At 66.2% G+C, this 15,669-nt stretch carries 9 protein-coding genes; 5 read left to right on the top strand and 4 right to left on the bottom strand.

Annotated features, from left to right (window positions below; translation table 11 throughout):
* Window positions 1–187 precede the first annotated feature (187 nt).
* The 4 genes from GGR73_RS09605 to GGR73_RS09590 all read left to right on the top strand — a co-directional run bounded on the left by GGR73_RS09605 (window position 188) and on the right by GGR73_RS09590 (window position 4,163).
* Window positions 188–901, top strand: coding sequence for a fumarylacetoacetate hydrolase family protein (locus GGR73_RS09605; RefSeq protein WP_039525784.1), 714 nt, complete (start codon window positions 188–190; stop codon window positions 899–901).
* A gap of 60 nt (window positions 902–961) precedes the next feature.
* On the top strand, window positions 962–1,393 hold the full coding sequence (gene mscL / locus GGR73_RS09600) for a large-conductance mechanosensitive channel protein MscL (RefSeq protein WP_024940317.1): 432 nt from the start codon (window positions 962–964) through the stop codon (window positions 1,391–1,393).
* Window positions 1,394–1,502: 109 nt separating this feature from the next.
* A complete protein-coding gene (locus GGR73_RS09595; protein WP_039519353.1) occupies window positions 1,503–2,921 on the top strand; it encodes a M28 family peptidase in 1,419 nt (472 codons plus the stop codon).
* 189 nt (window positions 2,922–3,110) lie between these two features.
* Complete coding sequence (locus GGR73_RS09590; protein WP_184433700.1) at window positions 3,111–4,163, top strand: LacI family DNA-binding transcriptional regulator; 1,053 nt, start codon at window positions 3,111–3,113, stop codon at window positions 4,161–4,163.
* A 236-nt stretch (window positions 4,164–4,399) separates the two neighbouring features.
* On the opposite strand, the gene GGR73_RS09585 is transcribed toward GGR73_RS09590, so the two are convergent.
* Both GGR73_RS09585 and GGR73_RS09580 read right to left on the bottom strand, forming a co-directional pair.
* Window positions 4,400–7,336, bottom strand: coding sequence for a TonB-dependent receptor (locus tag GGR73_RS09585; RefSeq protein WP_184456702.1), 2,937 nt, complete (start codon window positions 7,334–7,336; stop codon window positions 4,400–4,402).
* 141 nt (window positions 7,337–7,477) lie between these two features.
* The gene (locus tag GGR73_RS09580; RefSeq protein WP_184456700.1) at window positions 7,478–10,948 is read right to left on the bottom strand and encodes a glycosyl hydrolase 2 galactose-binding domain-containing protein; all 3,471 of its coding nucleotides are present in this window, start codon (window positions 10,946–10,948) and stop codon (window positions 7,478–7,480) included.
* A 219-nt stretch (window positions 10,949–11,167) separates the two neighbouring features.
* Between GGR73_RS09580 and GGR73_RS09575 the strand changes: the two genes are divergently transcribed.
* Window positions 11,168–13,132, top strand: coding sequence for a glycoside hydrolase family 97 protein (locus tag GGR73_RS09575; protein WP_184456698.1), 1,965 nt, complete (start codon window positions 11,168–11,170; stop codon window positions 13,130–13,132).
* An 83-nt stretch (window positions 13,133–13,215) separates the two neighbouring features.
* Here the strand turns inward: GGR73_RS09575 and GGR73_RS09570 are convergent, their stop codons facing one another.
* Together GGR73_RS09570 and GGR73_RS09565 are read right to left on the bottom strand one after the other, a co-directional pair.
* A complete protein-coding gene (locus GGR73_RS09570) occupies window positions 13,216–14,730 on the bottom strand; it encodes a carboxylesterase family protein (RefSeq protein WP_184456695.1) in 1,515 nt (504 codons plus the stop codon).
* Window positions 14,727–15,650, bottom strand: coding sequence for a TrmH family RNA methyltransferase (locus tag GGR73_RS09565; protein ID WP_184456693.1), 924 nt, complete (start codon window positions 15,648–15,650; stop codon window positions 14,727–14,729). The genes GGR73_RS09570 and GGR73_RS09565 overlap by 4 nt, the downstream gene beginning before the upstream one ends.
* Between the last annotated feature and the right edge of the window lie 19 nt (window positions 15,651–15,669).

Genomic DNA, 15,669 nt, shown 5'->3' with positions numbered 1-15,669 from the left:
AGCATCCAATCCCGAATCAGTCGCGCAGGTATTGACCGGTCTGCGCGAGTTTGCGTGCGCCGATGCAAGCCGTGATCGCAGACCTGCCAACCAGACGTTTCGCCGCACTGCACGCTGCAGCGCGGCGGTTCCGTCATGCACGGGCAAACGGCTAGACTCACGTGCCCCGTTCCCCAAGGATGCGTGCATGACCCACGATGTGATTCCCGCCGCCGATGTTCCGCGCATTCCGGTGGTTGGTGGCGGCAACTTTCCGGTGCACCGCATCTACTGCGTCGGCCGCAACTTTGCCGATCACGCGCGCGAGATGGGCGCCACTGCGCCTGCCTCCAAGGCCGAGCGTGGCCAGCCGACCTTTTTCATGAAGCCTGCCGATGCGATCGTGGTCGGCCACGGCGACCACATTCCGTACCCGCCGGGCACCAAGGAACTGCACCACGAAGTGGAACTGGTGGTGGCACTGGGCAGCGATGCGCCGGCCGGCGAGTTGCCGGTGGAGCAGGCAGAGGCGCTGATCTATGGCTACGGCGTGGGCCTGGACCTGACCCGACGCGATCTGCAGGCAGCGGCCAAGGCCAAGGGCCTGCCGTGGGACATCGCCAAAGGCTTCGACCACTCCGCGCCGATCAGCGAGCTGGTGCATGCCGGCGAAGTGGGCGCGCTGGAGGCCTTGAACCTGTCGCTGGAGGTCAACGGCCAGGTGCGTCAGCAGTCGTTGCTGGATCAGATGATCTGGAACGTGCCGGAGATTTTGCATGAGCTCTCCAAACTCTACGCATTGCGCGCGGGTGACCTGATCTTCATGGGCACGCCGGCCGGTGTCGGTCCGCTGCTGCCCGGCGATCAGTTCAGTGCGCGCCTGGAAAACGTTGCCGAGCGCCACGGCATCATCGCGGGCTGACACGCGGCCCGCTACGATCACCCTGCGGCAGTTGGTCCGCGACCGCATCTGGAGTGCGCTATGGGAATGGTCAGCGAATTCAAGCAATTCGCGATGCGTGGCAATGTCATCGACCTGGCGGTCGGTGTGGTCATCGGTGCAGCGTTCGGCAAGATCGTCACTGCACTGGTGGAAAAGATCATCATGCCGCCGATCGGCTGGGCCATCGGCAATGTGGATTTCTCGCGCCTGGCCTGGGTGCTCAAGCCGGCCGGCGTCGATGCCACCGGCAAGGAAATTCCGGCAGTGGCGATAGGCTACGGCGATTTCATCAACACCGTCGTGCAGTTCGTGATCATCGCCTTTGCGATCTTCATGGTGGTCAAGCTGATCAACCGCCTGACCCACCGCAAGCCGGATGCCCCCAAGGGCCCGAGCGAAGAAGTGCTGTTGCTGCGCGAGATCCGCGATTCGTTGAAGAACGACACACTGAAGACACCGGGCGTGCCGTAAGCGGACACATCCGCTGCGCAACTTCGCGCAGGAGGATGACCTTTCGCACGCAGACGGGGGACCTCGCGCTGATAAGCTCGGGGTCCCCTTGTCGTTGGAGCCGCCCTGCATGCGTCGCCTCGCTGTTGCCATCTCTGCCCTACTCGCCTGCACACCCGCGCTTGCCGCACAGACCACCATCGCCGATGGCGCGCTGCGCACCGCCGCGCAGCTGCGCGAGCAGGCCTTGGCCGACACCACCGGCTTTGCGGTGGTGGAATCGTTGACCACCGAAGTGGGCCCACGCATCGCCGGTGGCGAGGCCGATCCGCGCGCGGTGGCCTGGGCCAAGGCCAAGTTCCAGTCGCTGGGCTTCGACAAGGTGTGGACCGAGCCGGTGAGCTTTCCCAAATGGCAGCGGCGCAGCGAGCAGGCGGCGGTGATCGGTGCACATGCGCAGCCCCTGCACATCACTGCACTGGGCGGCAGCCCGGGCGGCACCGTCGAAGGCGAGGTGGTGCGCTTCGAAAACCTGGCCGCACTGCAGGCCGCACCGGCCGGCTCGCTGGCCGGCAAGATCGCGTTCGTCGATTACCAGATGACCAAGGCGCGCGACGGCAAGGATTACGGCAATGGCGGCGCGGTGCGCAGCAAGGGCCCGTCGGAAGCGATCCGCAAGGGCGCGATCGGCTTCGTGATGCGCTCGGCCGGCACCGACTCGCACCGCGTGCCGCATACCGGCATCACCCGCTTCGATGAAGGCGTGACGCCGGTACCGGCGGCGGCGTTGTCGGTGCCCGATGCCAACCAGCTCGCGCGCCTGACCGCGCTGGGCAGCACGCGTGTGCGGCTGGCGCTGGATTGCGGCTGGGACGGCACCGCGACCTCCTACAACGTGATCGGCGAAATCACCGGACGCAGCAAGCCGAAGGAAGTGGTGGTGATCGGCGGGCATCTGGATTCGTGGGATCTGGGCACCGGCGCGATCGACGATGGTGCCGGCGTGGCGATCACCATGGCCGCGGGCCACCTGATCGGCCAACTCAAGCAGGCGCCCAAGCGCAGCATCCGCGTGGTGGCCTTCGCCAACGAGGAGCAAGGCCTGTACGGCGGCAAGGCGTATGCGGCCGCGCACGGCAAGGATGCCAAGGACATGGCGCTGCATCAGATCGGCGCGGAGAGCGACTTCGGTGCCGGGCGCATCTATGCGTTCAACACCGGCTCGGCGGCACCGGACGCGTCGCGCGCAGCGACCAGACAGATTGCCGAGGTACTCGCGCCGTTGGGCATCGCGTATGAGCCGAGCAAGGGCGGCCCCGGCCCGGATGTCGGGCCGATTTCCGCCAAGGGTGGCGCCTGGGCATGGCTTGCGCAGGATGGCACCGACTACTTCGATCTGCACCACACCGCCGACGACACGCTGGACAAGATCGACCCCAAGGCGCTTGCGCAAAACGTCGCGGCCTACACGGTGTTTGCGTACCTGGCGGCCGAAGCCGATGGCGATTTCGGCAGCCGCGCAAAAAGCGTGCAGCCGCCGAGCGAATAACTGCATTTGCAGACGTCGCGGGCACTCCTCGGTTGAGTGCGCGCGGCACAGGGCACGCGCACGCTGCGCGTTGTCTGTGCCGATACCGACATCGCAGCGACGATCGCCAGCGGCCAGGCACGTCCTGGTCGCTGCAGGCCTCAAGCACGCCACCTGCCTTTCGCTTCCACTCCAGGACGAGCACACACAATGGCGGCCAAGCGCCAACGCAGTGCGAACAACGCGGCAACCCTGCTGGATGTCGCCAAGCACGCCGGCGTCTCGCCGATGACCGCTTCGCGCGTCATCAACCGCCACCCGCATGTCGGCGAGGAGATGCGCGTGCGGGTGGAAGCCTCGGTCCAGGCATTGGGGTATCGCCCCAACCTGGCCGGCCGTTCGTTGCGCACCAGCGGCCTGTTGCGCATCGGCGTGCTGTACAGCAATCCCAGCGCGGCCTATCTCAACCAATTCATGCTCGGGCTGCTCGAACAGAGCAGCCTCAATGGCAGCCAGGTACTGGTGGAAAAATGCGGCGCCATCCGCAGCCAGCGTGCCGCCACCGAGCGTTTGCTGGCGGCCGGTGTGGACGGCGTGATCCTGCCGCCCCCGCTATGCGATTCGCGCCAGACCATTGCCGAACTCGATGCACGCGGCATCCCAGTCGTGGCGGTGGCGAGCGGTGCACCGATGGCGCAGATCAGCTCGGTGCGCATCGACGATTACCAGGCCGCGCGCGCCATCGTCGATCACCTGATCGAACTGGGCCATCGCCGCATCGCCTTGATCAAGGGCGACCCCAAGCACACGCCCAGTGCATTACGTGCCAATGGCTATCTCGACAGCCTGCAGGCTGCCGGCCTGCCTGTGGCCGAAGAGTTGATGGCAGACGGTCTGTTCACCTATCACTCCGGCCTGCTCGCCGCGCGCAGCCTGCTCGCGCAGGCGCAACCGCCTACCGCCCTGTTCTGCAGCAACGACGATATGGCGGCAGCCGCCGTTGCGGTCGCACACGGCCTGGGCCTGCGCGTGCCCGAAGATGTATCGGTCGCCGGCTTCGACGACACCCCGGTTGCCACCACCATCTGGCCCGAACTCACCACCGTGCATCAACCGGTCACCGCGATGGGCCGCGCGGCGGTGTCGCTGCTGGCCGATGCGATCCGCCAGCGACGCAAGGGCGCTCCCGCGCAGGGCGTGCATCAGGTGATGAAGTACACCGTGGTCAAGCGCGGCTCGACGGCCGGGCCACCGGCGCGGTAAGCGCCGCATCGATCGGCATCGGGTAACGCCTGCGGCATCACGCTAAAAAAACGGCCACATCGCTTCCCGACGATGCGGCCGAATGGGAGGGTGCCCGACGTTGCCGTCAGGCGTACTGCAGCGCCGCACTCAGCGGCGACGGGAAGAAAGCGCAATGACCGCTTGGAGAGCGACAACAGCGAAACATGCGCGACCCAGCGCGGGGGTGCGCTGGGTCGCACAACGGTGCAGCCGGATCAGAAGCGCAGACGCAAGCCCGCGTAGTAACGACGCTCGAAGATGTTCTGGTCGTAGTAGTGGTTGGTCCACTGCGCGTAGCGACGCTCGCTTTCGCCGGTCAGATTGGTGGCCTGGGCGTACAGGGTCAGGTGATCGTTGACGTCGTAGCTGAAGGACGCATCGAGATAGCCCACGTCGTCGTTCCAGATCGCCAGCTCGTCGCCCCAGGCACCGCTGTTGACCTGGCTGAAGCGCTTGCTGCGCCAGTTGTAGGCCACACGCGCCTGCAGCCTGTCCTTCTGGTACCACAGCACCGCGTTGGCCTGGTGCTTGGAGTTGTCGCCGATCGGCAAGGTGTTGCCGTCGATATCGGTGTTGTCGGTGTCGGCGTCGGAGAAGGTGTAGTTGATGTTGGTACCGAAGCCGCTCAACCAGCCGGGCAGGAAGTCGAAGGCCTGCTGATACCCCACTTCAAAGCCCTTGATCTTGCCGCCACCGCCATTGACGATGCGCTCAACCGGGCCACCCAGCCGCGCCACGCCATCGGCGTCGGGCAACAGCTCGATATTGGTCACCGTGGTGGGGAACGACTTCACATCGATCAGGAACGCACCCACGCTGACCAACGACGCATCGGAGAAATACCATTCCCACGAGGCGTTGTAGTTGGTGGCGCGATACGGATCAAGATCCGGATTGCCGGAGCGGCCATTGAGGAACAGCACCGCATCCGAAGGCAACGCGGGGTTGCGCGGTGGCGTGCCGTTGACCGCATAGAAGCTCACCAACCCGCGCCCGAGATCGGGCAGGTCCTGGCGCGCCACCGCCTTGTTGTAGGCAAAGCGCAGCTTCTGCGCGTCGGTGATGTCCAGCGACAGGTTGGCGGTGGGCAGCACGTCGGTGTATTGGCGATTCAATCGATTGGTACCGATCGCCGGGCTGACGCCGTTCCATTCGACATTGCCGATGAACACATTGCCGCTGCTCAGGTACTGGTCGATCGCCAGCTTGGTCTGCACGATGCGCGCGCCGATGTTGGCCGTCCACGGGACCGCGCTGCCGGTACCGCCTTCCAGATTGGCCAGAAAATACGCCGCGGTGCTCTTTTCGGTGACCTTGTAGGAGTCGGCGGCCTGTTGGTAGGCCACGTTGCCGGGGTACAGGCTGTTGAGATAGCCCACCGGGTCCTTCATGACCTGCGGGTTGATCGCCGGCAGGCCCTGGCTGCCCAGGCCGGTGACCTTGAGCGGATCGAAGTCGTTGAAATACGCCCAGTAACCGGGAATCGAATTGAACGGCAGCAGGCGCGCTTCGGACACGCCGCTGCAGGTGTCCACGATCAGCGGATCCTTGAAGTAATACAGCGAGCGGTTCGGGTCGGCGCAGCTGGTCGATACCGGCGACAGATAGCGATAGGTATCCAGCTTGACCTCGCGCTCACCGTAACGGATGCCGAACTGGAAGCCGCGCACCACGCCCTCGTCGAACTCGAAGGTGCCATCGGCGCGGAACGCGTCCATCGTCGCTTCGATCTTGTTGCCCTGCGCCCAGGTCGACATCAGCTGCCAGTTGTCCGGGTTGGACACGTCGGTGCCGAGGTTGACCGCCGGATAGGTGCCACGGAAATCCACCGAGGCATCCACTGTCGGCAAGCCGTTGGCGTTCGCCCACTGCGTGATGCCGCCGGCGCGCGTGATCTGGTCGCCACGCGTCACCACCGCATCGGCACGCGCTTCGTCGTAGGTGCGCTGCGCATCGCCATGCACCCAGCGGAACGACGCACGGAAGGGGCCACCATCATCGAAGCGCAGCTCCAGATTGGTGTTGAGCGCGTCCGAGTCGGCAACGCCGGCCATCGAGTGGGCCTGGAAGCGGTTGTAGCGGAACTGGCCGTATTCCAGCACGCCGTTGGAATCGACCACCGACCCGGGCTGCAACTGGTTGGTGGCCCAGCCGGTGTGCAGCTGCGCGGCCACCGAGGTGTCCTGGTCTTCGAGCTTGGTGTAGGCCGCATCGGCCAACACCGTCCACGAATCGTTGATGTTGAACTGGAACGAGCCGTTGATGCCGGTGCGCTGGCGATCGGTGCTGCGGTTGTCCAGTTCGGTGGCGACCCAGTTATAGAAATAATCGCGCGGCAGATTGCTGGGGTCGGTGTTGCTGCCGATGCGCCCGTCGCCGTTGAAATCGAATCCCACATTCTGCTCGGTGGATTTCTGCGCGCCGTTGGAATACACGCTGGGGTGCTTGTTCTCCAGCGTGGCATCCGAATAAGACACGGCCAGCAACGCGCCCCAGCGCTCGGTGCGGAAACTGGCCAGCCCCGAGTACAGCTCGTTGAGTTCCTGCACGCGGTCGCCGTAGGAGCCTTCGGCCTGGCCGCTGAAGGTCCAGCCTTCCGGCAGGTCGAACGGGCGCCGCGTCTTCAGCGAGACGGTACCGCTGATGCCGCCATCCAGATCGGCGGCGGTCGGCGACTTGATCACGTCCACGCCACTGAACAGCGTCGGCGGGATATCGACGAAATCCGGCTGCGCGCGGCCGATGTTCGGCTGGCCGTATTGGTCGCCGCCACCGGCGCTCAGGTACAACTCGCCGTTCATGGTGGTCTGCACCTGCGGCATGCCGCGGATATTGAGCTGCGAGCCCTCGCCGGCCGAACGCCGGATCTGCACGCCTGGCACGCGCTGCAGCGAATCGGTGATGGTGACGTCGGGCAACTTGCCGATGTCTTCGGCAGAGATCGAGTCGATGATCTGCGCGGCGGTGCGCTTGTTCTCGATGGCCTCGGCCTGCGCGCCGCGCACGCCCTTGACCATGACCTTGTCCAGGTCGGTGACCCCGGCGGCGTTGCCGGCGTCCTGTGCGCCTGCGCTGCCGGCAAGCAGGGTGAGTGCAGCCGCGAGTGCGGCGGCCAGTGGGGTGTGGCGGGTGTTCGAATGCAGCTTGTTCATGGTCCCCTCCCAGGGATGACGACAATCCACGACCGTTTCGAATGGCATTGCAGCAACGGCAATGCGGTATTGGCTGACGCGCAATCGGCGCGTCAGTGCGAACGCCGTGCGGGGGCACGGCGCGGCAACGCGCTGGCGCCGCTACGGAAGTCCGTTGGCGACGCCTGTTGATGGTTCGACATTCCAGCCGCGCACCTGCAGCGTGGCGTTGCGCAGGCTCGCCGCGGACGGGCCGCGGATCTCGATCTCGCGCTGCTCGCCCGGCACCAGGCTGAGATAGTTATCGCTGTAGTACGCCGGCAGGATGCGTTGGCCTTGCGCATCCACCAGGGTCAGCTTGGTGTTGAGCGCAACCTGCTGCGAGGCATTGCGCACGCTGGCGCGCAGCACCGGTTCGGCGCCCTCCTGCAGCTGCGTGCTGAGCTGCACCGGCACTGCCGCCAGCGCATCCAGACCGCGCATGGCCGCCGCATCGCGCGCCACCCAGTAGAAATTGCGCGAACGCACGACCGCGTCGCGATCGAGCAGTTGCAGCCGCACAAAGCCCAACCCATTGGTGTCCTTGAGCAACGGCGCCAGTTGCAGCACCGGTGCCGACACCGCAACCGCCGCGGCCTCCAGCGCTTGCTCGCGCTGCTGCAGCAACTTTCCGTCGGCGGCATAGACGTCTGCGCGCACGCGCAGGCCGCTCACCGGCTCGGCCGCATTGTTGACCACCACCACCTCGTAGCCGGGCAGGTTCATCTGCACATGCAGCATCTCTGCCGCATTGCGCACACCATAGTAGGCCGCGTGGGTGTCGTAGTCGTGGCTGTAGATCTGCCACATGTTGCTGGGCCAGGCCGGATGGCTCATCCATAGCAGCCGCCCGCTGTTCTTGCTCCACAGCTGGGCGTTGAAGCCCTCGAAGATGGCGCGATGCGTTTCGTAGTTGAGCAGCTGCGCCTTGCGTTCGAAGTCGGCCAGGCTGGTCGGCGCGCCGAGCTTGTCGGTCAGCGAGCGCATGAAGCTGGCGGTGTCGCCGTTACCGGACTGGTGCCAGTCGTGATATGCCCAGGCATCGCCGATCGGCCACTGGTCCTGCACCGCAGGTACCGATGCCTGGAACGCCTCCAGGGTGGAGAACGAGGGCGTGCCCACCTCCACCGAAAAGCCCTGCGCCAGCTTGTTGAAGTACGCCACCGGCTCGCGGTAGTTGTACGGGCCGCTGCCCTGCAGATTGATCTCGTTGGAACTGCCGGTATACCAGCGCGTGCCATCGAGTTCGGCCACCAGCTGGTCCAGGCCTTCGTTGAGAATCGGCGCCGGCACGCCTTCGTTGCGTCCGAACCACAGCACGATGGAAGGATGATTGCGGAAGCGCTTGATCACCTCGGCGGCATTGTCCAGAAACAGCGCCGCGTCGGCCGGCTCCATGTTGTAGTTCTGGGTTGACTGCCAGAAGTCGTTGAGCACCAGCATGCCGTATTCGTCGGCCAGCTCGAAGAAGCTGGCTTCGGTGTTCTGCCCCACCCAGTTGCGCACCACATTGAAATGCGCATCGCGCTGCAGGCGGAAGTATGGCTCCAGCCGCTCGCGCGAGACCCGCTTGCGCCAGTCGTCCATGCCCCAGTTGCCGCCCTTCACCGCAATACGCACACCATTGATGCGCAGTGCCAGATGCGGGGCCAGGCTGTTGTCGTCGAGCTGCTGCACCGCCGGCGAGGACAAGGCGCCGGGATACAAGGATTGCGCATTGCCGCCGGGTACCGGACGGATCGCTGCATGCCGCACGTCGACGATGCGCTCGCCGCGTTGCCGGGCCTGATTGAGATCGACCAGGACGCGGCGCAACGCGCCATCGTCGTCGAACAACGAGAGTTCGTAGGTCACCTGACGAATGCCGAAGCGCAGCTGCTGCGCGTCCGACGGCGTACCGGCCACTTCGACGCTGACCTGCAAGGTATACAGCGCAGGCTCGCCATAACCGTTTGGCCACCACAGACGCGGATTGGCGACGACCAACTGCGGCGTATCCGCAGCAGTGAGCTTGAGCGTGCTGCCACCGGCCGGCACGTTGACCTCGCGCCGGATGCGTACATCGCCAAAGGCCAGCTGCACCGTGCCCTGCACTGCTGCGGCAGTGTCGTTGCGCAATGGCACGTTGATTTCGAGTTCCGCGCGGTGATGATCCGGTGCCAGCTTCGCGGTGATCACTTGCGTATCACCGAGCGCCACTGGACCGGTGGCATGCAGCTGCACGTCCTGCCACAGACCGGCATTGCGATCGCGCACCGCCGGAATCCAGTCCCAGCCTTCGCTGGCGATGAAGGTCGGCCCGTCCAACGCCTGCATGCCGCCATTTTCGCCGACACCGGCCGTCATCGACTGTTCGTGCGCGATGCCGGGATGCGGTGGTGGCGACACCCGTACCGCGACGACGTTCCTGCCCGGCTTGAGCTGCTTGCTGACATCGAAGCGACCGCGTGCGAATGCGCCGCGGGTACGGCCGACCTGGGTGCCATTGACCCAGATCTCGCCGGCATAGTTGATGCCGTTTAATAGCAGCTCCAATCGCTTGCCTTGCAGTGCTGCAGGCAGATCGAAACTGCTGCGGTACCACCAGTCCTGCCGGCTCAGCGATTCGGGAATCGCCATGTTGTTGAGGCCGATATCCGGATCCGGATACACACCACGATCGACCAGCGTGGTGAGTACCGTGCCCGGCACGGTCGCGGCGCGCCAGCGGGTCTTGCCGGCAGCGTAATCGCTACGCGACAGCGTCGCACCGCTGGCCTGACCGAGCTCTGGTGCCGCAGCGAGTTGCCATGCACCGAGCCGCCATGCGGCGGCATCCAACGGCTGCAGCGCAGGCGCTTCCGACACCGGCCTGGCGACCGGCGCCGGGAAGGGCGCAGCACTCCGCGGCAGGGTCGCCGCCGCTTGCGGTGCGAGTTGCCCTGCCATCTGCTTGACCTGCACACGCCAGCCTGGCGATGCGTCTTCAAAGCGCTGCAGTGCAGGATCTGGCGCCTGTCCGGCAAGCCGTGCGATGGCTGCCGCATCCAGGGCACCGGCCTGTGCGGTGAAGCCTGCAATCTCGCCGCCGAAGTGCTGCGTATACGCCGCCGGTTGCTGGCGCGGACCGAACACCAGCGTGGGCGCGACCGCAGTTTGCTGCACGTTGCCGCTGGCCACCTGGCGGCCATTGGCATACAGGCTCAGGCGCGTGCCCTGCGCAATCGCGGCAACCTGCGTCCAGACGCCGGCGCGCAGCGGCTGCTTGCTGCGCAGCACATGCTCGGCGCCTTGGGCAAAGCCCAGCAGGCCGTTGTCGATGACGAAGAAACGGCCAGCCGCCTGCGGATCACCGAGCCCGGCAATCAAGGCCGGGCCGGTGGTCCCGCTGGAGGGCCGCACCCAGGCGGACAGGCTCCAATCCGCATCGGCGGCCAGCAGCGGGGTTCCGGCAGCGAGCTTCTTGCTCAGCCCGAGACCGCCCGCGAGCACGCGCACGTCGTAGGGACCGGGCGGATCGGCATCGGCAGGTGCAGCCTCCACTGCAGTCCAGGCGATGCAAGCACACAACAACCACAGCGCTCCACGGCGGAACGCCTTGCGAACCATCAGCATTAGAGGCCTCTCCCAAGCTCTACTGCCAAGCAACGGTGCACACCACCTGGACGCAACCGCCAAGGCGACGCGTCGTCGCCTTGTCATTGCATCTGTCGTGATGCCGCCCGTGGCTGCCGCCCCTGTTTCAGCGGCCATGGTGCGAGGTAACGTTACCCCAGGTGGATATCGACGACAACCGTTCTGCGTTAGGGTTGGCGCTCCCAGGAGGAGGGGCTCATGCGAAACCTGATCCAGTCCGCATTACCGGCGGCGTGCGCGCTGCTGTGTTCGATCGCGTTACCTGCAGCTGCGCAGCGTTTGCAGGTGCAGTCGCCCGACGCACGTACGCAGGTGGAATTCACGCTGCGCGCGGGCGGCGTGCCGACCTATCGCGTGCTGTATCGCAACAAAGTCGTGCTCGACGACGCTCCGCTCGGACTGGATCTGGGCCGCGCCGACACGCTCGGCAAGGCGATGACGTTGCAGGGCAGCACCACCGAAACGCATGACAGCCGCTTCGCCCTGGCCGTGGGCAAGACGCGTCAGGCACGCGATCACTACCGCCAATTGCGCGTGCAGTTGTCGGACCCCAAACAGCGACGCCTGACAGTGGAATTGCGCGCCTACGACGACGGCGTTGCGCTGCGTTATGTGCTGCCCGACGCCGGTGAGGTGCGGATTCGCAATGAGCTCACCGGCTTTGCATTCCCCAGCGATTACGCATGCTGGAGCTTGAACCTGGGCCGCTTCGGCACCAGCCATGAGGGCGAATACGATGCGATCGCCGCATCCAGGCTGCGCCCGCACAATCTGCTCGAGTTGCCGCTGGTGTGCCAGACCGATGCAGGCGGCACCACGCTGGCAATTGCCGAGGCGAACCTGCGCGATTACGCCGGCCTGTATCTCACCGGCCGCGAGGATGGCAGCCTGGGCGTATCGGCGAAATTATCGCCACGCCTGGACGACCCCACGCTGGCCGTCAGCCTTGATGCCAAGGGCCGCGATTTCGCCACGCCGTGGCGGGTGATCATGCTGGGCGACAGCCCGGCCAGCCTGATTGAATCCAATCTGATTTCCGCACTCAACCCACCGCCGGCCTTCGATGCGAGCTGGGTGCGCGCGGGCAAATCGGCATGGGATTGGTGGTCCGGCTCACTGGCCAGCGGCGTGGCACAGCCGGGCATGAATACCGCCACGATTGAGCGCTACATCGATCACGCGCAGCAATTGAAACTGCAATACATGCTGATCGACGATGGCTGGTATTTCGGCAGCACCGGCGATGGCCAGTACAACGTCGATGCCGATATCCGCCGCCCGGTGGAGCAGCTCGACCTGCCGGGTCTGGTGGCCTACGCACGGCAGCGCGATGTCGGGCTGTGGCTATGGGCGCATTGGCGCGCGCTGGATGCGCACATGGACGAAGCACTCGCCTGGTATCAGCAACTCGGCATCAAGGGCATCAAGGTCGACTTTATGGACCGCGACGACCAGCAGATGGTGGATTTCTATCACCGCCTGCTAGCCAAGGCCGCCGAGCACAAACTGCTGGTGGATCTGCATGGCGCCTATCACCCGACCGGCCTGACCCGCACCTATCCCAACTACCTCACGCAGGAAGGCGTGCTCGGCGCCGAGTACAACAAGTGGACCACCCGCATCACCGCCACCCACAACCTCACGCTGCCGTTCACGCGCATGTTGCTCGGGCCGATGGATTACACACCGGGTGGCTTCCGCAATGTGCGTCCGGCCGAGTTCAAGATGCAGCACATCGCGCCGCAGGTGATGACCACGCGTGCGCAGCAACTGGCGATGTATGTGGTCTACGAAAGCCCGTTCGCGGTGGTCGCCGACAGCCCGGAACAATACGAAAACGTACCGGCAGCGCAGTTCCTGCGCGATGTGCCGGCGAGCTGGGATGAGACGCGCGCACTCGATGGCGCCATCGGCGAGCACATCGCGCTGGCGCGGCGCAGCGGCAAGGACTGGTACGTGGGCGCGATGACCAACGAGCAGGCGCGCACGCTGACCTTGCCGCTGGCATTCCTGGGCAAGGGCAGCTGGACCGCCACCATCTATGCCGACGGCGCGGCCCCGACGGAGGTGCGTATCGATACGCGCAAACTCACCTCCAACGACAGCCTGCAGCTGCCATTGGCTGCAAACGGCGGCGCCGCCGTGCGACTGCAAAAAAAATAAGCTCGGCGGACGGGCTGCGTCCGCTGAGTTGAGCCAAGTCGAATTGAGTCAAGCGCGCGTACCGTGGCGGTACGCGCGATCGATTACGGCAGGTCCACGCCTGCGCACACCGCCGGGCGTGCATCCTTAAGCGGGCGCACGCCACTGGCGGCGAACTGCAATGCCGCATGCTTGGGCGCAAATGCCGGCCAGGCCGGCAAGCCCTTGGTGTTGGGATTGCCACGCTGCACGAACGCGGCCCAATAGCGCTGCAGACTCACCGGCGGCTGGCCGATCGGCAGACCCTTGAACAGGAACGGCAGCTCGGCGCTATGCGTGACCCGCCCGCCCGGTGCGGCGGTATCGAACACGTAATGCCACACCGGCACGCCGAGCGCGGCCTGATGCTGGGCCACGGTCACTGCCGGGCAACGGAAGGTCAGATCGGTGGACAGCTGCATCGCTGCGTCGCCCTGCCGTGCGGCACGCTGCGCCGCATGCGTGCGTTGCGCCTGCAGCACGGCATCGGCCTGCGCCGGATAGTCGCGACGCAGCCGCGCCTGTGCACCCTGTTTGCCGCCGTATTCCAGCTCCTGCACCACATAGCCGATCAACAGCGGCACCTTGGCCTGTGCACCGTCGGCCAGCAACGCGGCCGGCGCACGCGGCAGCACGCGCCCATCGACGATCGCCTGCAGCCAGATGTAGCCATCGTCATCCAGTGCCGGCACGTCGACACCCTGCCCGGCCTTGATCAGCTGCTCCACCGGCAGCGCGCGCAGTTGCGCCAGACGCGTGGTGGGGTCATCGATACCTGCACGCTTGGCGATCTCCACGCCCAGGGCGCGATTGTCTTCCAGCGAACGCGCCGGCAATCCGAACCCGGCGGTGCCGCTTTGCTCGATCGCCGCCGAAAACAGACCACGTGCCAACGGGCTGAGCATCAGCAAGCCCACATCCTGGCCACCGGCCGACTGCCCGGCGATGGTGACCCGCGCAGGGTCGCCACCGAACTGCGCGATGTTGTCGCGCACCCACTGCAGCGCGGCGATCTGGTCGAGCAAGGCGTAGTTGCCGGCGGCTTGATGGTCGCCATCGCGCAGTTCCGGCAGCGACAGGAAGCCGAGCGCACCGAGCCGGTACTGCAGCGTCACCACCAGCATGTCCTGTGCGACCAGGTTGGTCGGCAGATGGCCATCGGCGCCACCGGCCACATTGGCGCCGCCGTGGATCCAGACGAACACCGGCAGCGGCTTGGCCGGCTGCAGCGTGGGCGTCTGCACCTCGACGTAAAGACAATCTTCCGTACCGCGTCTGGCCATGGCGTCGTTCCAGCCCAGCGCCGGTTGCACGCACGGGGTGGCGGCCTGGGTCGCATCGCGCACGCCCGACCAGGCAGCAGCCGGTTGCGGCGGCTGCCAACGCAGCGCGCCCAGCGGTGGCGCGGCAAACGGAATCGCGCGAAACACCGCACTGCCGTCGTCCTGCCACTGCCCGCGCACCAGGCCGTGATCAGTGCGCACCTGCGGCGGTGCGGCAGGCGTGGAGGCCGCTGCGGCATGCGCGCTGACGCCCAACGCACAAGCGGCGGCAAGCAGACCGGCACACAGGCGCATCACGACTCTCCACCCAACGCACGGGCACGCCAGGCGGCCTGGAACACGGCGGTGGCCGAGGCCACGTTGAGGCTTTCGACCTTGCCGCTGCCGCGGATCGACAACTGCAGGTCGCAATCGCGCGCGAACTGGCGGTCCATGCCCTCGCTCTCCGCGCCCATCACATACACCAGCCGTTGCGGCAGCGCGGCGGCGAACACGTCCTGGCCGCCCTCCACCAGGGTGGCCGCCACTGCGAAACCGGCCTGACGCAGCTGCGCCATCGCCATTGCGGTGTCGGGCAGCTGCACCAGCGGCACCGCTTCGGCGCCACCTTCGGCCACGCGCGCGGCTGCGCCGGACAGACCCAGCGTGGAGCCGGCAGGCAGCAGCAGACCGGCCACCCCGAAGTGCGCGGACGAGCGCAGGATCGCGCCGAAGTTGTGCGGGTTGCCCACGCCATCCAGCCACAGCGCCAGCACTGGCCCCTGCGGCAACGCAGCCAGCCAGTCCTGCAACGGCTGCGGGGCGACGCGCAGCACATCGGCCACCACACCCTCGTGGTGGGTGCTGGCAGCGAGCTTGCTGAGATCGGCTTCCTCGACCACGCGGTAACCGATGCGCTGGGCCACGCACCAGGCCAGCAAGGCCTTGAACTGCGGGATGCGCGCCTCGCTCAGGTACAGCTTGCGCACCGCCTCCGGGCGCGCCTTGAACACGGCCTGCACTGCGTTGATGCCGTACAGCCGCAGCTCGCGCGCATTGCCGCCGGACGACGAAGCCGCGGACTGCGCAGCAGCAGGCGTGTACGCCGTTGGCGCCTGTCGTGCCGGCGGGCGCGCTGCCGGTGTACGCGGCGCGGCGCGGCCCCAGGGATTGTGCGAGGCGCCGGAACTGCTGCCATCGCGCGGCGGTCGTCCGCCGCGTCCATCATGCTGTGTCATCGTCGTATCCAGGGTTCGT

This window comes from Xanthomonas sp. F14 (genome assembly GCF_014199865.1).
This window is presented reverse-complemented; position numbering and strand designations above follow the sequence as displayed.